This window comes from Chryseobacterium geocarposphaerae (genome assembly GCF_002797535.1).
Lineage (GTDB): Bacteria > Bacteroidota > Bacteroidia > Flavobacteriales > Weeksellaceae > Chryseobacterium > Chryseobacterium geocarposphaerae.
The window spans coordinates 848,600-875,508 of record NZ_PGFD01000001.1; the positions used below are offsets into that span (position 1 = coordinate 848,600).

The 26,909-nt window shown below is 34.3% G+C and carries 26 protein-coding genes; 17 read left to right on the top strand and 9 right to left on the bottom strand.

The window, feature by feature from the left end:
- Positions 1-163: 163 nt before the first annotated feature.
- From CLV73_RS03670 to CLV73_RS03680, 3 genes are all read left to right on the top strand, one after another.
- Complete coding sequence (locus CLV73_RS03670) at positions 164-973, top strand: glycoside hydrolase family 16 protein (protein ID WP_228424220.1); 810 nt, start codon at positions 164-166, stop codon at positions 971-973.
- Between the two features lie 89 nt (positions 974-1,062).
- Entirely contained in the window at positions 1,063-2,502 is a 1,440-nt protein-coding gene (locus CLV73_RS03675; protein ID WP_100375514.1) for a glycoside hydrolase family 30 protein, read from the top strand.
- Between the two features lie 158 nt (positions 2,503-2,660).
- Positions 2,661-3,677 carry a terpene synthase family protein gene (locus CLV73_RS03680; RefSeq protein ID WP_100375515.1) on the top strand — a complete coding sequence of 339 codons (1,017 nt, stop codon included), beginning with the start codon at positions 2,661-2,663 and terminating at the stop codon, positions 3,675-3,677.
- 67 nt (positions 3,678-3,744) lie between these two features.
- On the opposite strand, the gene CLV73_RS03685 is transcribed toward CLV73_RS03680, so the two are convergent.
- Both CLV73_RS03685 and CLV73_RS03690 read right to left on the bottom strand, forming a co-directional pair.
- Positions 3,745-4,560 (bottom strand): enoyl-ACP reductase FabI, encoded by an 816-nt coding sequence (locus CLV73_RS03685; protein ID WP_100375516.1) that lies wholly within the window; start codon positions 4,558-4,560, stop codon positions 3,745-3,747.
- 120 nt (positions 4,561-4,680) lie between these two features.
- Complete coding sequence (locus CLV73_RS03690) at positions 4,681-4,980, bottom strand: hypothetical protein (RefSeq protein WP_100375517.1); 300 nt, start codon at positions 4,978-4,980, stop codon at positions 4,681-4,683.
- A 140-nt stretch (positions 4,981-5,120) separates the two neighbouring features.
- Here CLV73_RS03690 and CLV73_RS03695 point away from each other — a divergent pair, with 140 nt between their 5' ends.
- Both CLV73_RS03695 and CLV73_RS03700 read left to right on the top strand, forming a co-directional pair.
- Positions 5,121-5,681: a DNA-3-methyladenine glycosylase I gene (locus CLV73_RS03695; protein ID WP_100375518.1), complete on the top strand. Its 561-nt coding sequence runs from the start codon at positions 5,121-5,123 to the stop codon at positions 5,679-5,681.
- Positions 5,682-5,874: 193 nt separating this feature from the next.
- The gene (locus tag CLV73_RS03700) at positions 5,875-6,705 is read left to right on the top strand and encodes a hypothetical protein (RefSeq protein WP_157798717.1); all 831 of its coding nucleotides are present in this window, start codon (positions 5,875-5,877) and stop codon (positions 6,703-6,705) included.
- A gap of 33 nt (positions 6,706-6,738) precedes the next feature.
- Here the strand turns inward: CLV73_RS03700 and CLV73_RS03705 are convergent, their stop codons facing one another.
- Complete coding sequence (locus tag CLV73_RS03705) at positions 6,739-7,593, bottom strand: nucleoside phosphorylase (protein ID WP_100375520.1); 855 nt, start codon at positions 7,591-7,593, stop codon at positions 6,739-6,741.
- A gap of 272 nt (positions 7,594-7,865) precedes the next feature.
- On the opposite strand from CLV73_RS03705, the gene CLV73_RS03710 reads away from it, so the two are divergent.
- The 3 genes from CLV73_RS03710 (at position 7,866) to CLV73_RS03720 (ending at position 13,018) form a co-directional block, all read left to right on the top strand.
- Positions 7,866-9,692: a cytochrome-c peroxidase gene (locus tag CLV73_RS03710; RefSeq protein ID WP_100375521.1), complete on the top strand. Its 1,827-nt coding sequence runs from the start codon at positions 7,866-7,868 to the stop codon at positions 9,690-9,692.
- 228 nt (positions 9,693-9,920) lie between these two features.
- Positions 9,921-12,065: an alkaline phosphatase PhoX gene (locus CLV73_RS03715; protein WP_100375522.1), complete on the top strand. Its 2,145-nt coding sequence runs from the start codon at positions 9,921-9,923 to the stop codon at positions 12,063-12,065.
- A 53-nt stretch (positions 12,066-12,118) separates the two neighbouring features.
- Positions 12,119-13,018 (top strand): leucine-rich repeat domain-containing protein, encoded by a 900-nt coding sequence (locus CLV73_RS03720; protein WP_100375523.1) that lies wholly within the window; start codon positions 12,119-12,121, stop codon positions 13,016-13,018.
- A 3-nt stretch (positions 13,019-13,021) separates the two neighbouring features.
- On the opposite strand, the gene CLV73_RS03725 is transcribed toward CLV73_RS03720, so the two are convergent.
- The gene (locus tag CLV73_RS03725) at positions 13,022-13,345 is read right to left on the bottom strand and encodes a translation initiation factor (protein WP_100375524.1); all 324 of its coding nucleotides are present in this window, start codon (positions 13,343-13,345) and stop codon (positions 13,022-13,024) included.
- A gap of 98 nt (positions 13,346-13,443) precedes the next feature.
- Complete coding sequence (locus tag CLV73_RS03730) at positions 13,444-14,694, bottom strand: serine/threonine protein kinase (RefSeq protein ID WP_100375525.1); 1,251 nt, start codon at positions 14,692-14,694, stop codon at positions 13,444-13,446.
- A 165-nt stretch (positions 14,695-14,859) separates the two neighbouring features.
- Here CLV73_RS03730 and gpmI point away from each other — a divergent pair, with 165 nt between their 5' ends.
- The 5 genes from gpmI (at position 14,860) to CLV73_RS03755 (ending at position 19,778) form a co-directional block, all read left to right on the top strand.
- On the top strand, positions 14,860-16,401 hold the full coding sequence (gene gpmI / locus CLV73_RS03735) for a 2,3-bisphosphoglycerate-independent phosphoglycerate mutase (protein ID WP_100375526.1): 1,542 nt from the start codon (positions 14,860-14,862) through the stop codon (positions 16,399-16,401).
- Between the two features lie 143 nt (positions 16,402-16,544).
- On the top strand, positions 16,545-17,525 hold the full coding sequence (locus CLV73_RS03740; protein ID WP_100375527.1) for an acyl-ACP desaturase: 981 nt from the start codon (positions 16,545-16,547) through the stop codon (positions 17,523-17,525).
- A 93-nt stretch (positions 17,526-17,618) separates the two neighbouring features.
- On the top strand, positions 17,619-18,050 hold the full coding sequence (locus CLV73_RS03745; protein WP_100375528.1) for a BT0820 family HAD-type phosphatase: 432 nt from the start codon (positions 17,619-17,621) through the stop codon (positions 18,048-18,050).
- A 151-nt stretch (positions 18,051-18,201) separates the two neighbouring features.
- Positions 18,202-19,011: a type I methionyl aminopeptidase gene (gene map, locus CLV73_RS03750; protein ID WP_100375529.1), complete on the top strand. Its 810-nt coding sequence runs from the start codon at positions 18,202-18,204 to the stop codon at positions 19,009-19,011.
- A complete protein-coding gene (locus CLV73_RS03755; RefSeq protein ID WP_100375530.1) occupies positions 19,011-19,778 on the top strand; it encodes a class I SAM-dependent methyltransferase in 768 nt (255 codons plus the stop codon). The genes map and CLV73_RS03755 overlap by 1 nt, the downstream gene beginning before the upstream one ends.
- A gap of 50 nt (positions 19,779-19,828) precedes the next feature.
- Here CLV73_RS03755 and CLV73_RS03760 read toward each other — a convergent pair whose 3' ends face one another.
- The 4 genes from CLV73_RS03760 to CLV73_RS03775 form a co-directional block, all read right to left on the bottom strand.
- Positions 19,829-20,095 (bottom strand): T9SS type A sorting domain-containing protein, encoded by a 267-nt coding sequence (locus CLV73_RS03760; protein ID WP_100375531.1) that lies wholly within the window; start codon positions 20,093-20,095, stop codon positions 19,829-19,831.
- Positions 20,071-20,532: a hypothetical protein gene (locus CLV73_RS03765; RefSeq protein WP_100375532.1), complete on the bottom strand. Its 462-nt coding sequence runs from the start codon at positions 20,530-20,532 to the stop codon at positions 20,071-20,073. Before CLV73_RS03765 ends, CLV73_RS03760 begins: the two co-directional genes overlap by 25 nt.
- Positions 20,533-20,646: 114 nt before the next feature.
- Positions 20,647-20,973, bottom strand: coding sequence for a DMT family transporter (locus CLV73_RS03770; RefSeq protein WP_100376980.1), 327 nt, complete (start codon positions 20,971-20,973; stop codon positions 20,647-20,649).
- A 100-nt stretch (positions 20,974-21,073) separates the two neighbouring features.
- Entirely contained in the window at positions 21,074-21,640 is a 567-nt protein-coding gene (locus CLV73_RS03775) for a Crp/Fnr family transcriptional regulator (RefSeq protein WP_100375533.1), read from the bottom strand.
- Positions 21,641-21,950: 310 nt separating this feature from the next.
- Here CLV73_RS03775 and CLV73_RS03780 point away from each other — a divergent pair, with 310 nt between their 5' ends.
- The 4 genes from CLV73_RS03780 (at position 21,951) to CLV73_RS03795 (ending at position 26,906) form a co-directional block, all read left to right on the top strand.
- Positions 21,951-22,949 carry a LacI family DNA-binding transcriptional regulator gene (locus CLV73_RS03780; RefSeq protein WP_100375534.1) on the top strand — a complete coding sequence of 333 codons (999 nt, stop codon included), beginning with the start codon at positions 21,951-21,953 and terminating at the stop codon, positions 22,947-22,949.
- Positions 22,950-23,042: 93 nt separating this feature from the next.
- The gene (gene era / locus CLV73_RS03785) at positions 23,043-23,918 is read left to right on the top strand and encodes a GTPase Era (protein WP_100375535.1); all 876 of its coding nucleotides are present in this window, start codon (positions 23,043-23,045) and stop codon (positions 23,916-23,918) included.
- Positions 23,919-23,985: 67 nt separating this feature from the next.
- Positions 23,986-24,414: a DoxX family protein gene (locus CLV73_RS03790; RefSeq protein ID WP_100375536.1), complete on the top strand. Its 429-nt coding sequence runs from the start codon at positions 23,986-23,988 to the stop codon at positions 24,412-24,414.
- An 89-nt stretch (positions 24,415-24,503) separates the two neighbouring features.
- Entirely contained in the window at positions 24,504-26,906 is a 2,403-nt protein-coding gene (locus CLV73_RS03795) for an alpha/beta hydrolase family protein (RefSeq protein WP_100376981.1), read from the top strand.
- Positions 26,907-26,909: the final 3 nt, after the last annotated feature.

A 26,909-nucleotide genomic window follows, 5' to 3' on the forward strand; every position in this document is an offset into this window, starting at 1 on the left:
ACTAAGAGCGGGATGAAACCCGCTTTTGGCGGTATAAGGCTTAACGTTTTAGTTTTGTCATTCTGAAAGAAGCGAAACGGATTGAAGAATCTCAACCATTGTTAGAGATTCTTCCTTCGTCAGAATGACAAACGTTGAAAATAATCATTATAAATTCAAAACATTGAAAATAAAACTTCAACATATATTCCATTTATTCATTGGCGGAACTTTAGCTTTTTCGTCATTGAATTGTGCTTCCAACAAACCTGATTCAAAAAAGAAATTAATTTGGAGCGATGAATTTAATTATAAGGGATTACCTGATTCTTCCAAATGGAATTACGACGTCGGTGGTCATGGCTTTGGAAATGAGGAATCTCAGTTCTATACAAAAGACCGGCTGGAAAATGCAAGAGTGGAAAAAGGAAACTTAGTAATAGAAGCACGGAAAGAAAACTGGGAAGGAAGTAAATATACTTCGGCAAGACTTCTTACCAGAGGAAAATTTGCATTTAAATACGGAACTATCGAAGTAAGGGCAAAACTTCCCAAAGGTCGCGGAACATGGCCTGCAATCTGGATGTTAAGCGAAGATCTGAAAAAATGGCCTAACGACGGAGAAATAGATATTATGGAACATGTAGGTTATCATCAGGGTTTTATCCATGCCTCAATTCATACAAAAAATTATAATCACTTAATGGCAACACAAAAGACAGATACCTTAAAAGTAGAGGATGCCAGTGAAAAATTTCATGTCTATAAAGCAGATTGGACTCCCGAAAAGATTGATTTTTATATTGATGAAAAAAAGTTTTTCTCTTATGAGAATGAAGCCAAAACCTATGAAACCTGGCCATTTGATAAGCCCTATTTTATCATTTTAAATCTGGCGATCGGCGGAATGTGGGGCGGAAAAGAGGGAATTGATGACACCATTTTTCCCCAGAAATATTACATAGACTATGTAAGAGTTTATAAAAATAATTAAGATTAAAATTACCCTCCTATGGAGGAGGGCGAAAATTCGGAAGAATTTTTGCCGGGGTGATTTTAATATATAAAATAAGAAAAGATATAATGAAGAGATTAATTGTAAGTTGCCTTTTAATTGGAATAGCTTTCAATGCAAACGCACAACAGTACTGGAAAAAGAATGCAGGCAAAACAGCAAAAGTTTACCTTACCAATTCTAAAACCAATGAGAAAATGGTTGATAAAGGAACGGTGAGATTTGAGAAATTTGGTCAACCCAAAGAAACAGATGCCTGTATCTTTGTAGATCCGGATTTTAAATATCAAAAGCTGATAGGAATAGGAGGGGCAATTACAGATGCAGCCGCCGAAACCTTTTATAAAATGCCAAAGGAAAAGCAGAAAGAAATTCTTGAGGCTTACTATGGCAAAAACGGACTGGGATATACGGTTGTCCGTACCAATATGAATTCTTGCGATTTTTCAAGCGATTCCTATACCTATGTTCAGGATAATGATACTTCTTTAAAAACATTCAATGTAGCGCATGATGAGAAGTATAAAATTCCAATGATTAAGGAAGCTCAGAAAGCAATCGGGAAAGATTTTACCTTTTATTTTTCACCCTGGAGTCCACCGGCCTGGATGAAATCTAATAAGAGCCTATATAAAGGAGGAAGGTTAGAAAACCAATATTACCAGACTTGGGCAGATTATTATGTCAGATTCATCAAAGAATACGAAAAACGGGGAATCAATATTTGGGGACTGACTGTTCAGAATGAGCCCATGGCAACACAAAGTTGGGAATCTTGCATTTATACTGCTGAAGAAGAAGGGGAGTTTCTAAAGAATAATTTAGGACCGACCCTCTGGAAAAATGGATATAAAGGTAAGAAAGTGATGATCTGGGATCATAACCGCGATTTAATCTATCAGAGAGCGACCACAACCTTAAGCGATCCTGAAACTTCAAAATATGCATCAGGAATTGGGTATCACTGGTATGAAACATGGAACAATAAAACCCAGCTTTTTGATAATTTGGCAGAAACGCAAAGAGCTTTTCCGGATAAGTTTTTAGCCTTTACTGAAGGTTGTAAAGAACAGTTTGATCTTTCTAAAATCTATGATGTAAAACTGGGAGAATTATACGGAAGAAATATGATTAATGATTTCAATAAAGGAACAGCTTTATGGACAGACTGGAACGTACTTTTGGATGAAACCGGAGGTCCTAATCATGTCGGGAATTTCTGTTTTGCACCCGTTATTGCCAATACTAAAACAGGAGAAGTTCATTATACCTATGAATATTATTATGTAGGACATATTTCAAAATTCATTAAACCTAATGCACAACGAATCGGGAGTTCATCCAATAGAGTAGCTCTTACTTCAACCACTTTTATGAATGAAAACGGACAGTTGGTTACCGTTATCATGAATGATACAGATAATGATATTGATGCTAACCTGTGGATTGAAGGAATGTCTGCAAAGCTGAGCGCACCTGCACATTCTATACAGACCGTAATTTTATAAATACTTCATATTAACATTTTTAATAAGTTTCGGCGGAGCCTTTGGCTCCGCCGAAACAATTTATAGAAAAACTTAAATAACAATTATTTTGAAAAAAAATCTTGTGGTATCTGATTTAATATTAATTTTAGTCAGCCTTAAATTAATACAAAATAATTATGAAAACATCAAGCACAAACGACGAGTTTATTGCTGGTTTACAGCATCTTCCCAAACCCCATTACCCCTTTCCAGATTTTATTCATCCCGATATGCAGAAATTGCGGGAAGAATATTATGACTGGATTGATAAAGAATATGCATTCCACAGTGCAGAAGCTAAAGAAAAGCATAAAAAGCATCATCTTACGGATATTGCTGCAAGAGGATGTCCATTTTTAAAAGATATTGCTGAATTGCGGCCTTTGGCAAATTATACGGCAAACGGAGCGATGATGGACGATTATTTTGATCGTTGTTCATATGATGAAATGTATCAGATAACAAACAGGATTATTGCATTATTATCCGGTGAGGATACTCAGGAACCTAAAGAAAACGGAATTTTCCATTTGTTTTGGGTTTTAAGACAGGATGCTATCAAGTGTGAAATCCCGGAAAAAATATATGCAAGATTTGTAAAGTCAATCAGGTATGTTTTTATGGGGTATTCTGAAGAGAAAGTATATTACAGGGAAAATCTGGTCCCTCCATTGGCGGTGTATCTCCTTAGTAGGGAAGCGACCAGCGGAGTACAGCCATACTGTGATTACGTAGTATTACAGAAAGAATACCGTAATCTTCCCGACGAAGTTTTTGACCATCCACATATAAAACGTATTTATAGTCTTTGCTCATTACTGATTGGGATACACAATGATATTATTTCTCTGCCCAAAGAGCTTAGAAGAGAAGGTGATACAATGAATATTGTAAAAGTAGTTCAGAAGGAAAATAATTTATCTTTAATTGATGCTTATCATAAAGCTATGGAAATTCATGATGAATATCTTAAAGAATTCTTAATCCTGCAGGAACATCTTCCTCCATTCGGTGAGTATCAAAACGAAGTCTATAATTACATACAGGATCTTGGTATTATGATTGCCGGAGTATATGCTTGGCATACAAACGATACTTCCAGATATGTAAACGGAGGATATGTGGAAGGTGAATTCTCCGGCTGGAATCAATAAGAAAATCTAAAAATAAAAAAACCATGCTGAAAGCATGGTTTTTTTATTTTAATACTATTCTAGTATATTAAAAATTTTCAGAATCATATTTACTGATTACTTTTTGAGTAACTCCTGAGCTGCTGAATCCACCATCATGGAAAAGGTTCTGCATCGTTACTTTTTTAGTAAGATCTGAGAAAAGTGTAACACAGTAATCTGCACATTCAAGAGCGGTTGCGTTTCCTAGTGGAGACATATCTTCTGCATATCCTAAAAATCCTCCGAAACCTTTTACTCCGCTTCCTGCAGTAGTCATTGTCGGAGACTGAGAAACTGTATTTACACGTACTTTTCTTTCTCCCCAATAGTTTCCGAAAGTTCTGGCAATACTTTCAAGATAAGCTTTATTATCAGACATATCGTTATAATCCGGGAATGTTCTCTGAGCTGCAATATAAGTAAGCGCTAAAATACTTCCCCATTCATTCATACAGTCTTTTTCCCAAGCCACTCTCATCACTTTATGGAAAGAAACAGCGGAAATATCCCAGCCTTTTTCCAACCAGTCATAGTTCATTTCTGTATAATGTTTTCCTTTTCTCACGTTAATAGACATTCCGATAGAGTGAAGGATAAAATCGATTTTACCAAATTTTGCTATTGCAGCGTCAAAAAGTTTTTCAAGATCTTCAACAGAAGTGGCATCTGCACCAATTACTTCAGAACCGGTTTTTTCTGCTAAACCGTTAAGCTCGCCCATTCTCAAAGCGATAGGAGCATTAGACAAGATAAACTCAGCACCTTCTTCATGACATCTTTCTGCAACTTTCCATGCGATTGATTGTTCATTAAGGGCTCCAAAAATAATTCCCTTTTTGCCTTTAAGTAAACCGTATGACATAATTTTTTAATGTTTATTTACCTACAAATGTAGCAATAATTTGTGTTTAGAGCATAATAAAAACGAAGCCTTCTGTAAAAAAGACTCCGTTTTCTTGAAAATATTTATATAACTGAAATTTTAGTTTGTTTTCTTATTCCATTCTGCTTTTACATCCTCTGCCGCATCTTTGGTTTTTTCCCACGCATCATTGGCTTTGTCTTTAATATCATCCCATGCATCGGAAACATTATTCTTCACTCTGTCAAGCCAGTCTTCTTGTTGCGCTTCCTCATCATTGGCTCTTTTTTCATTAATATAATCTTTTGCCCTGTCTGCCAATTCTTCAACTTTCCATTTTACATTATCTGCCGCATTCTTTAAAGAATTTTCAGTGTTATTTACTGCATTTTCAGCTTTGTTATACTCTGAATTGTTCATAATATTAATATTTATAGTGTTTGTTATTATGAAATAAACAATAACCATTCCTAAAACTATAGCATGATGTTAAATTTTTCATAAACTTTTGTTATCTTTTTACCAACAAACCTATCTTTAAGTTAATAAAATAAACAGTTATGGAAAAAATACGTTGCGGATGGTGCGAAAAAGATGATTTATATAGAAAATATCATGATGAAGAATGGGGAAAGCCAATATTTGATGACGAAACTATTTTTGAATTTTTAGTTCTGGAAAGCTTTCAGGCAGGATTGAGCTGGTATACCATTCTTACAAAAAGAGAAAACTTCAGAAAAGCTTTTGATAATTTCGATTATAAAAAAATTGCTGGTTATTCTGATGAAAAAGTAGAAGAATTGATGCAGAATCCTGGTATTATAAGAAACAGACTAAAAGTGTTGGCTACTATTACCAATGCACAGAAGTTTCAGGAAATTCAACAAGAGTTTGGAAGTTTTTCAAATTATATCTGGGGTTTTGTAGACGGCAAGCCAATTGATAATAATCCTAAAACATTGAAAGACGTTCCCGCTACAACAGAGGTTTCAGATGTCTTATCCAAAGATCTTAAAAAAAGAGGATTAAAATTTATGGGTTCTACTGTGGTTTATGCACATATGCAGGCGACAGGAATGGTGAATGATCATGTGGAAGATTGTTATTTGAGAAAAAGATAAATGAATATTTTCTTATTTTAAATTGTTATGTTTTTAAATTACTTATCAAATGAAAAATGAATAACATAATAAACTGTTTCATTAGAATAATGTGTTAAAAGTTGCAAATTCATAAATTTTCTTTATGTTTGAAAATGTAATCAAAAAAGATAAAACCTTTAGCATTAAAAAATTTTTAAATCAACAAATAACTATGAAACTTAGAATTCTTCTTCTCTTCATGTGCATAACCAGCACAAAATTCTTTTGTCAGCAATACTATGGAAAAAATGAGGCAAAAAATCTTCCTAAAGTTGAGTTTCTCTTGGCAGATGGCTCAAAAGTGAATGGCTTTTTCGTGGGATATACCTATCCTAACGGAACTTACCCTGGCTTTTTTGACAAAGATGATATCTATAATTTTGTTTATAAAAAAACTAAAGGTTCAGAAGATGAAAAGTTTGGTGCAAATGAGGTTAAATCAGTAAAAATATTTGATGATTATGATGATGTTACCAATGCAATAGAAAGACTTGATATGAAATATGTAGATAAAAACGGGGAGGTTACCGATAAAAAAAAGAGATCATTCCAGCCGCTGCTTTATGATGGGAAAATACAGATTTTCGGTTCAAATTTGAAGGTTTGTAGTGGTGCTGCCTGTAATTATGCACTTTCCAAATTTTATATTAAGAATGCAAAAGATGATTTCGCTGTAATGCCCGTAGACTATGACAAATTGAGTCTTTTTAACATAGGTTCCTTATATGATAAAATGATAGAAGCTTTTAAATATGCCGGCAGAAACTGCCCCGAATTTCAAAAATATATGGATAGCTTCAAAGAAAAACTTGAAGATAAAGAATTCAAAAAAGAAATTACCGCAAAGTTTAAAGGAATCAGAAAAAAAGCCTATGAAGATGGTAAAAAATCTAATTTGGGATATAACGGAACTCAGGATTTGTTAGGAGAATATATGCTTCAGGCATACTTAGAGTTTTATGGTGGTATTATAAGGGAATATGAAAAAAATTGTCCATATTAAATAAAAAAAGGATTGCAAAATGCAATCCTTTTTTTATTTAATAATTCTCTCCAGTACCCATTCAATCAGGTTCTTTTCAGAAGCATGATGGTCTGCTGAGAATTCTCCACGTCTTCTGTTGGCTATTACATTGTTTACGGTAATCGCTTTATGTCCTAAAAGTTTAGACAAGGCATAGATAGCGGAAGTTTCCATTTCGAAATTGGTCACTCCAAGATCATTTAAGGTTTCCAAAAATTTATCATCAACGGCTTTTAGACGAAGCTGTCTTCCTTGTGGTGCATAAAATCCAGGGAAAGTAGCAGTATTTCCATGATATTTTGCATCCTTATACAGTTCTCCCAATTCTTCTGCCCAGTCTGCAAAATAAAGCATAGGCTTGATTTTGGGGTATGGAAACTGCTCCAGGAAATTCCTAGAAAATTCATTTTCAAACTCATAATCCTGGTAAAAATGCATTAACCCGTCCAAGCCAACAACATTTTGAGTAACCAGCATATTATCGACCTGTACATCAGGATTTACACTTCCACAGGTTCCCATTCTGAATAACTGAAGCGCGGAATGTTCTGTTTTAAACTCTTTGTTTTTAAGATCAATATTCACCAAAGCATCAAGCTCGTTCATTACGATATCAATGTTTTCAGTTCCAATTCCGGTTGACATTACCGTGATTCTTTCACCTCTTAAAGTTCCTGTATGAGTATAAAATTCTCTTTTATTTTTCTTAATTTCTACCTTGTCAAAATATTTTGAAACCTTTGCTACACGATCCGGATCTCCAACAAGGATGATCTTTTCAGCAATATCTTCAGGTAAAAGATTTAAGTGATAAACACTTCCATCGTCGTTCAGAACCAGCTCTGAAGCCGCAAGTTTATTTAGCATACAACTGTTTTTTTATAGTTTAAACTGTAATTTGATTCAATCAATTTTAAAATCCGTCCCCAAATATCCTTCATCATTATTTTAAAACCGGTGTCGATAGAGAAATCGACCGCTCAAGTATAATGAATTTGATTTCGGGGTTTAAAATTAATAAAAATTCTTTTACAGAAAGACTATTTAAAATCTAAATACTTATCTAAAATATAAATATTAGTTAACCCAAAATTAAAATTGTTGTAATCTGCAGTCAATAGCTTTGCAGCTAAAAATTCATGAGATCCTATCCGCTGCTTATTGTGATTCTTTTAATCGGTTTTGCCATCATGTCATTCAATCCCGAATACAAAGGAATTGAAACTGAAAATACAATCATCAATAAGGGGTTAGCTGATTTTAGAACCAAACTTGAACAGCTGAAGTCAGACGCAGATCAGTTTTCTGAGGATAAAATTTCATTGGAAGCCCTTCAAAAATCATTAAAAGCGACAAGAAACTCTTTCAAAGAAATTGAATTTTATGTTGCTTATCATTATCCTGAATTTACAAAGTCCAAACTTAACGCAGCTCCTTTATTTCACATTGAAGCAGCAGGAACAAAATCATATACACTTCCTCCTGAAGGATTGCAGGTTTTGGATGAACTCATATTCTCTGATGAAGCGGGAGAACAAAAAGAAGAGATAAAGACGATTACCAATTTTTTATACAACAGCTTTGCAGGTTTTTACTTAAACTCAGTTAAAAATGGACTAAGTAAAGGTAATAACAGAACATTACCCTTAAGAATTGAGCTCATCAGGATTTATAGTTTGGGTGTTACCGGATTTGATACTCCTGGTTCACTTAATGTCTCTGAAGAAGCCAGTCATGCTTTTTTAGGAATGAAAAAATACATCAATGATGATGCTTATTTTAAAAACTATACGATTCAAAAGGCAAATTCAATTCTTGCAGAAGGTATAGAATATCTTTCTAAGAATAATAACTTTGAAACCTTTGACAGGATAGAATTTTACAAAAAATACATCCAGCCTTTATATGAAGAATTTGGAAAATGGGACGGAAGAAGTGACGATCTTAAAGAGTTTTCAGGATGGAATGTCAGTAATAAAAACTTTTTTAGCGGTGATTTTTTAGATCCTTATTTTTATACGCTGCTAAAAAAAGAAGAAGATAATGCTGACCTGAGAAAGCTGGGAAAAGAAATTTTCTATGATCAAAACTTAAGCAGCAATGGAAAAATGAGTTGTGCAACCTGCCATTTATCTGAAAATGCATTCACGGATTTAAAAGCGAAATCTCAGAGCAATGTAGAAGGAAAGACTGTTTTGAGAAATTCACCTTCTTTATATAATGCGGTTTTTGCAAAAAGATTTTTTTATGATTTAAGAGCTTTTTACCTTGAACAGCAGGCAGAGCATGTGATTTATAATGAAGATGAATTCAATACAAGCTATGAAAGCATCATTCAAAAATTAAAAACAAAAAAGGAATACAAAAAAGCTTTTAAAGCAGCTTTTAAAAATGGAGAGGTGAGTAAAGAAAACTTTTCCAAAGCGTTGAGTTCTTACGTAGCATCATTATATTCTTATGAGAGCGATTTTGATAAATTCATGAGAAATGAAAGGGAAATTTCTTCAGATGCCCAAAAAGGATTCAATCTGTTTATGGGGAAAGCCAATTGCGGTACTTGTCATTTTGCCCCGAATTTCTCGGGGTTAGTTCCGCCGTTTTTTAATGAAAATGAGTCTGAAGTTTTAGGAATCACCAAAAAACCGATCAGTCAAAAACCTTTGGAACTGGACACAGATAAAGGAAGAATAAATAGCCCTGTAAAAAAAGAAAACTCATGGATTTATGAGAACTCATTTAAAACAGTTACTGTAAGAAATATAGCCTTAACAAGGCCTTATTTCCATAACGGAGCTTTTAACACACTGGAAGAAGTTCTGGATTTTTATAACGAAGGTGGAGGAGAAGGTCTTGAACTAAAAGTAAAAAATCAGACTTTGGCTCCCGATAAATTGAATTTAACACCTACAGAAATAAAACAGATCATTGCTTTTCTGAATTCTTTAACGGATGTAAGCAAAAAATAAAGTCAATTATCAGTTTCTATTATAGTAAACAGCCTGTATTTTAATTCTAAATGCAGGTTGTTTTATTTTAAAATTCACAACGTTTAGATTTAATTAACACTCCGTTAATTTGATTAACATTAGGTTTTCGATTAATTAATATTAGGTGATGCTGATTTAAAGTCCTATTAATAAGGGCTTCGAAGCAATAAAATAGCTTTGCAGTGTCTAAAAAATCGAAATTTAAAAATGAAAAGAAAATTACTAACAGTTGCAGTTCTTGCATTGATGACGGGTACTGTGTTTCATGCACAGACTTTTGTCTTTAACAAAAATTCCGCTTGGAAGTACAATGATACTAATACGGCATTGGCAGATCAGTGGAAAGATACCAATTTTGATATTTCATCCTGGTCACAGGGGAATGGACCTCTTGGATATGGGGATCCGGTAACTACAACAATTAATAACAGTCTTATCACAGCTTACTTTGCCAAAGATTTTACAGTAAATCTGAGTGATCTTTCCGATACAATGGAACTGGGAGTGATGAGAGATGACGGAATCGTCGTTTATCTGAATGGTCAGGAAGTCGTAAGAGATAATATGCCGACCGGAACCATTGCATTCAGTACTTTATCCAGTACAACCATTGACGGAGCAGCAGAAAGTGTATACAATGTATTTTCTATCCCAAAATCTAAATTTGTAAACGGAAACAACAGAATCTCTATTGAATTGCATAACAGAGGCGCAACGAGTTCTGATTTAAGAATAGATGCTTACCTGAAAACTGTTGTATCAACAACTCCGGTACCATGTAATGCGAATCATATCAGCTGCTTTACTTCTATTGTTCCTACAGCTCAGACCAACAAATTGATTATTCCGGTAGAACATAACTATCAGCTGATTTTAAAAGAAGGCGATAACTATACAGAAGGCGGAGGGTTAGTAGGAGGACAAAATGACTTTACGGCTTATGTTCCGAAAAACGGAAGTTCTGCAGACGGATATCTTTCTGTAAATCACGAAACCAATCCGGGAGGAGTAACCATGGCTGAAATTAGTTATAATGCTTCTACCAAACTTTGGCAGCTAACAAGATCCAGAGCGGTAAGTTTCTCTGCTACAAGTCTGGTTCAGACGATCAGAAACTGTTCAGGAGGTATTACACCTTGGGGAACTGTAGTTACGGCTGAAGAGCAAACCACTTCAAGTGATGTAAACGGAGATGGAATGAAAGATTATGGATGGTTGGTAGAAATTGATCCTGCAACCGCTCAGGTAGTGTCTCAAAATGCTGACGGTTCTAAAGGTAAACTTTGGCAGATGGGAATCATGAATCACGAAAACGTAGTGATCAATAGTGCAGGAACAACAGCTTATTACGGGGAAGACGGAGGTACTCACATGGTATATAAATATGTAATGGATACGCCAAACAATCTTTCATCAGGAAATTTATATGTTTTAAAACTGGATCAAGGATTAAGTAACGGAGATCCTGTTGTAACTACAGCAACATGGATTCAGGTTCCAAATAAAACAAAAGCAGACCAAAATAATACAACGGCTTTAGCACAATCTCTGGGAGGAACTTCTTTTAATGGGATTGAAGACGTGGATATAAGTCCGATTGACGGCAAAATCTACTTTACGGCCAAAGGGTTAAATAAAGTGTACAGATTGCAGGATAACGGAACTACAGCTTCTCAGGTTGAAACTTTTGTAGGAGGCCTTACTACAAATTATTCATTTACAACGGCTCAGGGAACAAAAACGGAAGCATGGGGAGACGGAAACGATAACCTTACATTTGATGAGCTTGGAAACCTTTGGGTATTACAGGATGGTGGGAAAAATTACATCTGGGTAATTGCTCCGGATCATACTCAGGCTAATCCAAAAGTGAGATTATTCGCGTCTATGCCTGCAGGTTCAGAACCAACCGGTCTTACCTTTACACCGGATCATAAATTCGGATTCTTCTCTATTCAGCACCCGGATTCTACGATCTCTACAGATATTGATGCTACAGGAAATACAATCAATTACATTGGAAAATCTGCAACCATCGTAGTAGCACTTAAAAATAATTTAGGAACTGCCGGATCTTTAGGAACCGGTGAAATACATGCAGAAGCTGAAGTAACAGTTGCTCCAAACCCAACCTCAGGAATTGTGAAGATCAATTCTCCAAAAGGATTGAAGAACATGGCGGTAACAGCTTACAGTATGGATGGTAAAATTGTGTTCACTCAGAAATTCTCGGGAACAAACAATGCTTTAGATTTAGACTTTACAAAACAGCTTGAATCTTCAAGAGTTTTGATTTTAAATATCGAAGCAGACGGAGGATTCCAGAAAACACTAAAACTATTGAAAAAATAATCTTAATAATTCTGAGCTGCCGGTACATTAATTACCGGTGGCTTTTTTTATCTATGAAAAAAATCCTTTTTTCTGTTTTTATACTTATTCTTTCACAGGCAAAAGCACAGATTGATCCTGTAAAATATCCAACTTATACCAACTTGGAAGATGCTGTAAAAAGTGGACAAACCATTTATAGTATGAGCTTCAGGGGGAAAGCAATGTTCAATCTTCCGCCCGAAATTCAGAAATTAAACTCAATTTTCTTTCTGAATTTAATGGAAAATAAGTTCGAGAAAATGGATGAATCTATTTTTGCACTAAAAGAACTGACAATTCTAAACCTGAATGGAAACAGCATTAAATTCATTCCTGATGAAATCGCAGAACTTCAGAAATTGGAAAGCTTTTCGATCAATTTAAATGAACTGACAAGTATTAATCCAAATCTGGCGAAACTTCAGAAATTAAAAGTGATTCATTTGGATGCCAATAACCTGAACGTATTTCCTGAAGCGTTACTAAAAATTCCGAGTCTTGAAGAAATTAATTTGCAGGGAAATCAGATCAGTTTTATTGCTAAAGACTTAGATGAGATTAAAAATTTAAAATCATTAAACTTAGCCACAAACCAGATTAAAGACTTAGGAAACTTAGAACTTCCAAAGCAATTAAAATATTTGGAACTTCAGCAAAATGCCATATCAAAACTTCCCGAGGACCTGTTTCAATCAAAAAATCTGGAATTTTTAAATGTAAGTCAGAATAAGATCAAAGAAATTCCACCTCAAGTAAAAGGTTTGAAAAATGTAGTCAGTATGAATCTGGCCAATAATGATTTAAAAGATCTTCCAGCCGAATTTTCAAAGCTGAAAAACCTTAAAACACTCATATTAACGGGCAATCCAATGGAGAAATCAACCATTGAAAAACTAAAAGCCATGATGCCGGAAACCAAAATTTATTTCTAAAATTTATCCGCCGACTCTTTTAGTTTTATATCCCATTTCCTTAAGGATATTCATTATTTTATCACGATTATCCCCTTGAATAATAATCGTTCCGTCCTTTTCAGAACCACCTATTCCAAGAGTGGTTTTTATCTTTTTTGAGATTTTCTTAAGCTCTTCCTCACTTCCTTCCCAACCTTCAACAATCGTTACAGGTTTACCGTTTCTGCCTTTTTTCTCAAACTTGCACACCAAAGGCTCTTTCTGCTTGAATTGCTCTTCAGGCATCTCAAAGTCCTGCTCTTCGTGATCAGGAAAAAGGTTCTTTAATTGATCTCTTAAATCCATAATGCAAAATTAATAAAATTCTAAATATACACTTTTATTGAATTTTGTTTTAGTTATAATTGAAGAAAAATATTAAAAATTTAAATTAAAGATAAATATTATCTTAATCCTGATTGAATTTTAGGTAATAACTCATTCATTGTATTTTCCGCGAGTAATTTTCCAATTTCTGGGTATAGTGTTTCCATTTTTGTAGTTTCTTTAATTGTATGACTAACCTGATCATTAAAAGTTTCTGTACCATAGGTTAAATATACAATGTCAAAATTATCATTAAATTTTGAAACAAGATAAAACCGAACATTCGGTTCACTTGTTCCACGCTGAACTACAAACATACTTGTTTCGACAGATCTAGTCTCTTCACTAAAATTAGCATTATTTCCACCATAATTTAAAGAGGCATTAAGTGACTGTTGATAATTACTTAAAAATAAATTATGACATTCCTTGATGATTTCAATATTTGCTCTTTTCTTTTTATAAAATTCATCATTAAATAGTTCATCAAGTTTTTTTGAAGCATCAAAATCCAAATTTTCAGTTGTCATTGGTAATAATATTTTATTTAAATCTTCTTTAAGTTCACTAGCGGTTGAATACCGCAAAGAAACTTCATATGTGAATCCTTTGTCAAAAATTTTTTTTAATATATTATTTGAAAGAACTTCTAAATCTCTAACTTCAGACCTCTTATGTGGCTGTAAACCTTCTTCATTTAATAATATGTTTGGTTGATGTTTAGTGACTAAATAAAATAAAATACCAACTAAAAATGTTATATCTGATGCAGAAACAGTGACATCAGTTCCTTTTGCAAGTTCTGGGAGTCTTAGAAATCTATTACCGAGTTCAATTCCCTTTTTTGTTTTGAAAGAAGAATTGTCATCTAACCAACATATTCCAAAATCAATTATAAAAGGACGATTAGTAGTATTTTCTATAATTATATTGTCTGGTTTAAGGTCTCTGTGATATAGTCCGATCTTATGAGCTTCTTCTATTATTTCACATAATGATGTAACTATTAAAACACTGGTTTTTAGATCAAGAGTGTTTTTTTCAACAAATTCGTTTAATGTTAGCCCTGAAATAAAATCCATTACTATGTATACCTCTTCTTCACTGGAGTAATCATGAAGTTTTGGAACACCAAATCCGTTCATCAATTCTAGTGCTTTAATTTCTCTTTCTAATCTAAATCGTCTTTCTTTTGAAAGTGATACAGATTTTGGTATTTTAATAATATACTTTATACTATCTTTTTCAACTAAAAAAGTTACTGATTGACCACCTTCTGCATACTCTTTAATTAGGTTATATTTTTTTTGTAAATTTTCTGTTAGCATAATTTAAAAATTAAATTAATAATTAAGACTTTTGCTAAAATATAAAAAGAAAGTTTATTTCTCGAGTTTTCATAGTATGAATAAGAGTGAAAAAGATAAATAGATCTTTTTAAATTCTTCCATTCATTTCAAAATAAATAAATTTGTACTACAAAAGTTTACATAATGTCGAAAAAAGCAATATTGGCAATCCTTGACGGATGGGGATTGGGAATGAATCCGGACGTTTCAGCAATTGATAAAGCAAACACACCATTTATAGATAACTGTCTTAAAAATTACCCTCATACAACGCTTGAAGCGAGTGGTTTGGCGGTAGGTCTACCGGCGGGACAAATGGGGAACTCTGAAGTGGGTCACATGAATCTGGGAGCAGGAAGAGTCGTTTATCAAAACCTGGTAAAACTGAACATGGCGGTTGAAAACGGAACTCTGGGACAGGAAAAAATCATTCAGGATGCCTTTGAATACGCTAAAAAAGAGAATAAAAAAGTACACTTTATCGGATTAGTTTCCAATGGAGGAGTACATTCACATATCAATCACCTTAAAGGTCTTTTAACAGCAGCTCATGAATCTGGATTGAATGAAAATGTTTTCGTTCATGCTTTTACAGACGGACGTGACTGCGATCCGCATTCCGGAAAAGGTTTTATTGAAGAACTTCAGCATCATATGGAGTCTACTACAGGAAAACTTGCAACCGTTGTCGGAAGATATTACGCCATGGACAGAGATAAAAGATGGGAACGTGTAAAACTGGCTTATGATGCATTGGTAGAAGGAGTTGGAGAACAATCTACAGATGCTTTGGCTTCGATTCAGAAATCGTATGATAATAATGTAACGGATGAGTTTATTAAACCTATTATTCTGGTCAATACAACGGAAACAGGAAATGTAGTTCCGGTTGCTAAAATTATTGATAATGATGTGGTAATCTGTTTCAATTTCCGTACAGACAGAGGTCGTGAAATTACAGAAGTGCTTTCTCAAAAGGATTTCCCGGAATATTTCATGAGAAAACTTAATCTTTATTATATTACATTAACGAATTATGATAAGACTTTCCAGAATGTACACGTTGTTTTCGATGAAGAGGTTTTACATGACACTATGGGAGAAGTTTTGGAAAGAAATCATAAAACACAGATCAGAATCGCTGAAACTGAAAAATATCCTCACGTTACCTTCTTTTTCTCAGGAGGGCGTGAAGAAGAGTTTGTAGGAGAAAGAAGATTACTTTGTCCGAGTCCGAAAGATGTTCCTACTTATGATCTAAAACCGGAAATGTCTGCTTATGATATTACCAATGCTATCGTTCCTGAACTGGAAAACGGAACTGCCGATTTTGTATGCTTAAATTTTGCAAACACAGATATGGTAGGTCATACCGGAGTTTTTTCGGCAGCAGTAAAAGCAGCGGAAGTTGTAGATTCTTGTATCGAAAAAGTAGCTACAGCGGCTTATGAAAATGGTTATGCCGTTTTTATTTTGGCTGACCACGGGAACTCTGATGTAATGATTAACCCGGATGGAACTCCAAATACACAGCATTCTACTAACCTTGTTCCGTTTATCGTAATGGATAAAGACCATACCTGGAATCTGAAACCCGGAAAATTAGGAGATGTGGCCCCGACTATTTTAAAAGTAATGGGAATAGATGCTCCGGAAACTATGACGGGAGATATTTTAGTAAGCTAAGAATAATAATATTATCAAAAAAATGCCGTTATTGCTTTAATAATGGCATTTTTTATGATTAATATCAGAAAGAGTTAACATAATATTATGTCTTAAATAATAAATAATATCATATCTTTGTAAATTAAATTTAAATTCATATAATGTATCAAACGCTTGTAAGGAAAGAAGTCATGGGAATTTTGGGAAAAGAAGTAAGTTCTTTTCTGGATAAATTTTTAACGCCGATTGAAAAAATCTGGCAACCATCAGACTACCTTCCGGATCCTTCAAGTGAAGATTTTAAACATGACCTAGAAGAAATCCAGACTTTTGCACGTGAAATGCCTTACGATCTGTTCGTAACATTAATTGGAGACTGTATCACAGAAGAAGCTTTACCATCATACGAATCTTGGTTAATGGGAGTAGACGGAATTGATCAGGAAGAAAAAGAAATCGGATGGGCAAACTGGGTAAGAGCATGGACTGCTGAAGAAAACAGACACGGAGATCTTTTAGGTAAATACCTTTATCTATGTGGAAGAGTGAATATGAGAGAAGTAGAAATTACTACTCAATATCTTATTAATGACGGCTTCGATTTAGGAACAAGCATGGATCCGTATAGAAATTTTGTATATACCAGTTTTCAGGAAACAGCAACCAATATTTCTCACAGAAGGGTAGGTACATTGGCAAAACAGTCCGGGAACGGAAAATTAGCTAAAATGTGTGGAGTAATTGCAGCCGATGAAGCAAGACACGCAAAAGCTTATAAGCATTTCGTTGCAAAAATTTTGGAAATTGATCCTTCTGAAATGATTTTGGCATTTGAAGACATGATGCGTAAAAAAATCGTTATGCCTGCTCACATGATGAGACAGTCTGGTCAGAAAGCAGGAGAGCTTTGGGGACATTTCTCAGATGCTGCCCAAAGATGCATGGTGTACACAGGACAGGATTATATCAATATATTAAAAGATTTGTTGGATGAATGGAAGATTGAACATGTAAAAGGTCTTAATGAAAAAGCTGAAAAAGCCCAGGAATACTTAATGAAACTTCCTGCAAGACTTCAGAAAATTACAGACAGAATTTCAACACCTGACTTACAATTCCAGTTCAATTGGGTGAAAAGTTAGTTCCATATTCATTTAATTATAAAGTTAGGAGTGCTAAGTATTTTTTAGCACTCTTTTTATTTCTTATCTTTGCAAATCTAAATCATAATCGAAATGATGAATAATAAAAAAATTGCGGTTGATTTTGACGGAACGATTGTAGATGATGCGTATCCGGCGATTGGAAAACCGAAAATTTTTGCTTTTGAAACGTTAAAAAAACTTCAGGCTGAAGGGTACAGACTTATTTTGTGGACATACAGACACGGAAAGACTTTGGACGAGGCTGTAGAATTTTGCAGAAAAAACGGAATCGAATTTTATGCCGTTAATTCCAGTTTTGAAGGAGAGGTTTTTGATCAGGAAACACAATCCAGAAAACTAGATGCAGATTGGTTTATTGATGACAGAAATATAGGTGGTTTTCCGGGATGGGGAGAGATCTATAACATCATTCAGGAAAGAATAGAGTTCCGTGTAGAAGGCAAAGAGGTCTTGGCGTATTCAAAACTAAAAAAGGAAAAGAAAAAAGGATTATTCTGGTAGAATTATAGAAGTTAGAAGCTATATATTAGAAATCAGTTTTTAATGTTTAGCCTAATATGATTTATAATTTATGATCCGAATACAATTTTAGAATTGGAAGCTTAGAATAAAACTAACTTCTGACTTCTAATCTCTAACAGCTAAAATAAAAATGATTCAATTAAAAACAATAGACGAACTACGTCTTATGAAGCAGAGTGCCCAGTTGGTTTCAAGAACATTAGGAATGTTGGCCAAAGAAATCAAACCGGGAATTACCACTTTGTATTTAGATAAGTTAGCGCACGATTTTATTAAAGATCACGGTGCAGAACCTGCATTCTTAGGATATGGGGGGTTCCCTTATTCACTATGTATTTCACCAAACGAACAGGTGGTTCATGGTTTTCCCAGCAAAGAAGAAATTAAGGAAGGAGATGTGCTTTCTGTTGACTGTGGAGCTGTTTTAAATGGTTTCGTAGGAGATCACGCTTATACTTTCGAGATCGGTGAAGTAAAACCTGAAACGAAAAAATTACTTAAAGTAGCTAAAGAATCCCTTTATAAAGGAATTGAGCAATGCATCAGAGGAAAAAGAATCGGGGATATTTCTCACGCGATTCAGGCTCATTGTGAAAAAGAAGGATACGGCGTGGTAAGAGAGCTTGTTGGTCATGGTGTAGGAAGACAAATGCATGAAGATCCACAGGTTCCGAACTATGGAAGACAGGGAAGCGGAAAAGTAATCAAAGACGGTTTAACCATTGCTATCGAACCGATGATCAACCTTGGAACAGAAAAAGTAAAATTCCATAATGATGGCTGGACAGTAACAACGTTGGATAATCAGCCTTCTGCCCATTTTGAGCATGACGTGGCGGTCATTAACGGAAAACCTGTATTGCTTTCCACGTTCCAGTATATTTATGATGCTTTAGGTATTGTAAGTGATGAAGAAAAGCCATTCCAATTGGATTTTTAATGAAAAAAGTAACGAAGCTTTTATTAAATAAAATTCCGCGTCCCTTACTTATAAAAATGAGTATTTGGGCACGTCCGCTTATTTATCAGTTTTTTAAAGGAAACAAGTTTTATGATCCTATTGATGGCAAATCCTACCGTAAGTTTCTTCCTTACGGATATGGAAAACAGCGTGAAAATGCATTGTCTCCGGGAACTTTAAGTTTAGAAAGACACCGCCAGATGTGGCTGTATCTTCAGAACGAAACAGATTTCTTTACTAAGAACTACAAAGTTTTGCATATTGCTCCTGAACAGGAATTTTTAAGAAAGTTCAAGAGAATGACCAATCTGGATTATATTTCTGCAGATTTATTTTCTCCGATTGTAGATGTAAAGGCAGACATTTTAGACCTTCCTTTTGCTGATGAAAGCTTTGATGTTATTTTCTGTAACCATGTTCTGGAACATATTGAAGATGATGCAAAAGCGATGAGTGAATTATACCGGGTTTTAAGGCCGGGAGGATGGGGGATTTTACAGGTTCCGATGAAGAATTCTTTAGAAAAAACCTATGAAGATTTCTCCATAAAAGATCCTAAAGAACGTCAGAAACATTTCGGACAATATGATCATGTTCGTTGGTACGGGATGGATTATTTTGACCGCTTGCGAAAAGCTGGTTTTGTAGTAGAAGCTAATTTTTACTCTCAAAAATTCTCAGAAGAAGAAATTAAAAAATACGGATTAAGACACAATGAAATCTTACCTGTAGTTTCTAAAAAATAAAAAACGGCTTCAAATTTTGAAGCCACTTTTTATTGACTGAAGCTGAAAATCTATTTCTTGATAAACAATTCAGGTTTGAAATTCTCCACACTTAAAATATAATGTCCCTTTTGAAAATCGGTCGTATTTACTTTTAAGGCTTTATCAGGAGATAATGTTTCAAACAGGAGCTTTCCAGACATATCATAAATTTTAACCTTTAAATTTTTTTCTAAATTTTCAATGATTAAAAAATCGTTCACAGGATTGGGGTAGATGGTAAATGTTTTCTTAAGAGTAGTTTCTTTTATTCCTAAAAATAAAGAGTTGTTATAAATACCTGAGTTCCGGAAGGGTTTGTGACAATAAGAGTTTTTGAGGTTCCGTTAGTTAAAATCTGATAAGTATAAATTGTTCCTGGTAGAGCATAACTTATATAAAAATCGCAGTTTTTTTGGTCATATTCCTGAACGGCTGTCATATTTACTCCCCAATAATCGGCTAATGTACAGCCTCCGCCGATTTTAGTGAAGCTATTTACTGTAGCGGAAAATGTAATATTTATTTGTGCGGTATTAAAATATCTAGATGCAAAGTAATAATTAGGGTTATTTTGAATAAATGCTGATGGAGAAAGGGCATTTGCCATGGAAGGAGTCGTTACCGTCTGTCCATTGGTTACAATCTGTGAAATGTACCAATCATTGGTAAAAAGCTCCGAGTTTTGAGCAGATAAAAATATACTGCAAAATAAAAGGAATAAAGTTTTTTTCATGGTTAATAATTTTATCAAATTTAGAATAAAAAATGCATCTGATCAATAAAAAACCGCTTTCATAGACTGAAAACGGTCGTATTTTACTTTAATTATGGAAAATCATCTTTAAATTTAATGAGAAACTGCTTTCAGTCCGACCACAGAGCCGATTAAGGTAACAATAAAGAAAACCCTCCAGAAGCTTACCGGGTCTTTAAAAAAGAAAATCCCCATTAATGCGGTTCCTACAGCTCCAATTCCGGTCCATACAGCGTATGCGGTTCCAATAGGCAGAGTTTGTGAAGCTTTGATCAATAATACCATACTGATGGTCATCGTGATCAAAAATCCTGTAAACCAAAGATACATGGGAGTTCCTGTTGTTTCTTTTACCTTACCTAAACATGAGGCAAATGCAACTTCAAATAATCCTGCGATAATTAAAATAATCCAATTCATTTTCATTGTTTTCTGCTGCAAAGTTCAGGATTTCATCAGAGTTTACATTTTACATTTGTTAAAAAACAAAATAAATTTAAGCTACATTTTATTAAAAATCCTATTTGATTTCAGCCCGGATACGGCTCAGACTGACCTGGGTGATTCCGAGATAAGAAGCAATATAACCAAGTTGAACACGTTTTAAAAGATGGGGCTTGTCCCTCATAAGATCTTTATAGCGTTCTAATGCCGTTTTAAATTGTCTGGAAATAATTAACTCCTCAGTTTTTACTAGTTCTTTTTCTGCAAATCTTCTTCCCCAGTTGGCAATATGAATATCCTGGTTAAACAGCTCTTTTAAACGAATGGTTTCCAGCTTATATAAATCGCAATTCTCCAATGATTCTATATTTTCATATCCCGGCTTATCTTCCACATAGCTTTTCATCGAAATAACAGTTTCTCCTTCACTTCCGAACCAAAAAGTAATATCATTATTATCTTCAGTAGATGCATAGGCACGTACAATTCCCTTTTTAACAAAATAAATATAGGGAACGATTTTTTGCGCTTCCATTAAGCAGGTTCCTTTTGAATGGGAGACTTCTGTAATATTTTTTTTTAAGTTTTCCCGGGAAGAATCTGGAAGAGGATAGATGTTGTTTAGGATTTCATCAATATTCATAATAAGGACTTCAATATCATCAAAAATATTAGTTTTTAAAAAGAATTAAAAAAAATATTTACAATAATTGAAGATAAACGTTTAAGGTAAATTAGACATTTTAAAAATACGGATGTCGCCTTCTGGCTTATTATCAAAATAATGATTTTTTATTATATTTGTAAATAGGTGTTTATTAAGTATTTAATTGTGGGGAAGGAGAGGTTTTTAAAATTTGCGAAAGTACAATTATTTATTAAATACTCAAAGAAAATTCCTGTTGTTTATTAATAATTTAATCGAATATTTTTGTTTTTCCTTAAACTATATAATGAAAAGAGCTTCCATAAAAGATATCGCTAGAATCGCAGGTGTTTCTGTTGCAACAGTTTCTTATGTCCTTAATAAAAAAGAAGGCAGTAGAATAAGCCAACAAACTAAAGAAAAAATCTTAGAAATTGCAGATTCTATCAATTATGTTCCTAATAAAATTGCTAAAAGCTTAAAAATGAGCCGAAGCAAACTGATAGGACTAATTTTAGCCGATATTTCAAATGGATTTTATTCTACAATGGCTCGATGCATTGAAGATGAAGCCATAAAACTGGGATATACTCTTCTTATCGGAAGTTCCGATGAAAACCCTGAAAAATTCAAACAATTAACGGAACTTTTTGCTGAGCACCAGGTTGACGGAATGATTGTAGCTCCAATTATAGATTCTAATGATACTCTGAAAAAACTAATTAAAGATGAATATCCTGTGGTTACCATTGACCGTTATCTTAAGGATATTCATTTACCGGGTGTTCTGGTGAATAATTTTGAAGTCTCCGAGCAGGTTTTTGATTTTCTGAAAGCTAAAAATTTTGAGGAAATCCTTTATGTAGGATACAATACTGAGGTTCCCCATCTTCTGGACAGACAATACGGCTTTGAAAAACATTTTCCGGAAAGCGGAATCAGCTACAAAAAGGTTTTGGTAGGAATGGAGAACAGAAAAGAAGAAATACATAATGCTCTTGAAAAGCAGCTCGATCTTTCTAAGCGAACAGCCGTTTACTTTACAAGTAATAAGCTTGGAATTGCTGGAATGAGCTATTTTATTAAACATCACATTAAAGTGCCTGAAGATCTTTCGATGATTACCTTTGATGAAGCAGAAGCTTATGAGCTTTTCCCGATCGAGCTTACTTACGTTAAGCAACCATTAAAAGATATGGCAAAAACAATCATAAAATTGATTGATGATGAAATCACCTGTTATAAAAAAAATAGTGAAAGAGTTACCTTTAAAGCCAAGCTCATTCATAAAGATTCGGTGAAATAGAATAATTATTTAACAGTTTTTACAGAGAAGTTTTCTATTAATCGGGAAAGACGGTTTTGTTTTAGTAACTTTGCAGTCCGTAATATAATTTTTATGCACAAAGCAGGATTTGTAAATATAGTTGGAAAGCCCAATGCCGGAAAATCTACACTGCTCAACCAGTTAATGGGAGAGAAGCTGGCAATTGTTACCCAAAAGGCTCAGACAACACGTCACAGAATTTTTGGAATTTATAACGAAGAAGACCTTCAGATCGTATTTTCAGATACTCCCGGAGTTCTGGATCCTAAATATGGCTTACAGGAAAAAATGATGGATTTTGTGAAAGATTCTTTACAGGATGCCGATGTTTTCCTTTTTATTGTTGATGTAACGGATAAAGCAGAACCTTCAGAATTCTTAATTGATAAGCTGAATAAAATTCCAGTGCCTGTTCTATTATTATTAAATAAAGTAGACCAGACCAATCAGGAAGGATTGGAAAAACTGGTTTCAGAATGGCATGAAAGAATTCCTAAAGCCGAAATCTTACCTATTTCTGCATTGAATGCCTTTAATACAGATGTTATTCTTCCGAAATTAAAATCAATGCTGCCGGAAAACCCTGCGTATTATGATAAAGATATGTACACAGACAAACCGGAGCGTTTCTTTGTAAACGAAGCCATCAGAGAGAAAATTCTTTTGAATTATGAAAAAGAGATTCCATACTCAGTAGAAGTGGTCACAGAAATGTTCAAGGAAAAAGAAGGCATTATTTTCATTGATTCGATTATATATGTAGAAAGGGATACTCAGAAAGGGATTATCATCGGCCATAAAGGGGAAGCTATAAAAAAAGTGGGAACGGAAGCCAGGCTGGATCTTGAAAAGTTCTTTGCCAAAAAAATCCACCTGAATCTTTTTGTAAAAGTGAAAAAAGATTGGCGAAAAAACGACAGGGATCTTAAAAACTTCGGATACAGATAGACTAAAAATTCAATATTCATCGTTATATTAGAAGATTTTTATTATCTTTAAATTAAATTAATATTGAATGAGCTACTCAAACTCGAAAACTACTCCTATCTATGTAGACTTAGTTTTATTAGTTGTAAGAATATTTATCGGTTTTGCAATGCTATCTCATGGTTTTCCCAAACTTCAGCAATTGTTGGAAGGTGGCGAAATAAAGTTTTTTGACTTCATAGGACTTGGACCTAAAATTTCGTTAATTTTAACCGTATTTGCAGAGTTTGTTTGTTCCATTCTTATAATTTTAGGACTTTTTACAAGATTTGCTACCGGTTTTTTAATTTTTACAATGGCCATTGCAGCTTTTATTGTACACGGAGCAGATTTATTTGAGAAAAGAGAATTAAGCTTATTATATCTTTCTGTCTATTTATTGATTATTTCTTTTGGAGCCGGTAAAATCTCCGTAGATTATATGATCGAAAAAAGAAAAAGGTCTTCAGATTGGTAATCTTTAGTATAAAAATAGCAGAAGCAGGAAATCTTTCCTGCTTTTTTTATCTCATTAAATTCATTAAATTCGTGAAAAATGAAATTATAATGAAGATAAAGCTAACAATCTGTCTTCTTGCGTTTCTTAATTTCTATAATGCGCAGGAAAATATTACCTATCAAAAACCTTCACCGGAAATTTTAAAACTGGCTGATTATGAAAGACCACCAAGTGTTTTAATGAACAGCAAAAAAGACTGGATTGTTTTCACCTACCGTCCGACTTATAAAACTCTTGAAGATTTAAGCCAGCAGGAAATGAAATTGGGAGGACTGAGAATTAATCCAGTTACCAATATTTCAAGCAGTATTACGTATCTGAATAACCTTAAAGTAAGAAAAACGGCTGAGAAAAATGAAATTCAGGTAAAGAACCTGCCTTCGAATGCTAAAATTGCTTATACTTCTTTCTCTCCGGATGAAAAGAAATTTGCTTTTACCAATACAACCGGCAAAGGAGTAGAGCTTTGGATTGTTGATCTGGAAACAGCTACTGCAAAAAAAATCACAACAGATAATCTGAATGCTAATTTAGGTTCGCCATATGTTTGGTATAAAGATTCTCAGTATCTACTGATCAAAACGTTGCCACAGAATAGGGGAACTTTAATTGATTCCAGCAAAGATCTGCCAACCGGTCCCATTGTTTCTACTTCAGATGGAAAAGTTTCTCAGAACAGAACCTATCAGGATCTTCTGAAAAACCCTCAGGATGAAAAGAATTTTGAAATCCTTACATCCTCGGATATTTATAAAGTTGACCTTAATGGAAACCTGAATAAAATAAAAGAAAAAGATATGTACGCCGGATTGAGCTTTTCACCGGACGGGAACTACTTAATGACAACAACGATTAAAAAACCGTTCTCTTATATCGTTCCTTTAAGCAGGTTTCCAATGACTACAACGGTTTATGATAGCAATGGAAATGTGGTTAAAATAGTTAATGAAACTCCATTGAACGAAATTATGCCGAAAGGATTTTCTTCAGTAAGAACAGGAAAAAGAGATATGGGGTGGAGAAGCGATATGCCTGCAACTTTGGTATATGCAGAAGCTTTGGATGGAGGAGATCAGTCAAAAACTGCAGAATACAGAGACGAAATTTTCACTTGGGAAGCGCCATTCAGTGCCGCTCCGAAGTCTTTCTTCAAAACAAAACAACGATATGAAGATGTAAGCTGGACGAATGATCATTATGCAATTGTTCATGAATCTTGGTACGATACCAGAAATACCAAATCTTTCTTGGTAGATCTTAATACCAATGAATCTAAAGTGATTGATGACCGAAATTATCAGGATGTTTACAGTGATCCGGGGAATTTTAACACCACTAAAAATCAATTTGGAAGGACAGTTCTGGACTTAAAAGGCGGTAAAGCCTATTTAATTGGAGCCGGCTTTACAAAAGACGGACAGCATCCCTTCATTGATGAAATGGATATTAAAACTTTGCAGAAAAAACGATTATATACTTCCAATCTAAAGAATGAAAAAGAAGAAATAGTTGATATCTTGAACCCGTCCAAAGGTGAAATCCTTACGGTACAACAATCCGCGAGTCAATATCCGAACTATTTTAGACGTAATATCAAATCTAATAAAACAGAATCGGTAACCAACTTTGCCAATCCTTTTGAAAGCATAAAAGATGTCTATAAGGAAGTGATTACCTATAAGAGAAATGACGGTGTGACCCTTTCAGGAACGCTTTATTTGCCCGCAAATTATGACAGAAAAGCTAAGAAAGAAAAACTTCCTTTATTGATTTGGGCGTATCCTACAGAATATAAAGACAAAAACACAGCAGGACAGAGCACGCAAAACCCGAATGACTTTACTTTCCCATATTACGGCTCGTTTGTGTATTGGACCACAAAAGGATATGCTGTGTTGGACGATGCCGCTTTCCCGATTATCGGAGAAGGCAAAACAGAACCGAATGACACCTTCATTCCTCAATTGGTAGCGAATGGAAGGGCAGCAATAGACGCAGTAGATAAGTTAGGATATATTGACAGAAATAAAGTGGCAGTAGGAGGTCATTCTTATGGTGCATTTATGACAGCCAATCTTTTGACCCATTCTAAAGATTATGCCTGCGGAATCGCAAGAAGTGGAGCCTATAACAGAACACTCACTCCATTTGGGTTCCAAAGCGAGCAAAGAAATTACTGGGATATTCCTGAAATATACAATGCTATGTCTCCATTTATGAATGCCGATAAAATGAAAACGCCATTATTGTTGGTTCATGGGGATGCAGATAACAATCCCGGAACTTTTACTTTGCAAACGGAAAGATATTTCCAGGCACTGAAAAATTTGGGAGCTCCTGTAAAGATGGTTCTTCTTCCAAAAGAAGCTCACGGATATGCTGCCAAAGAAAATATTTTACATTTGCTTTGGGAACAGGATCAGTTCTTGGAAAAATGTCTGAAGAAATAATAT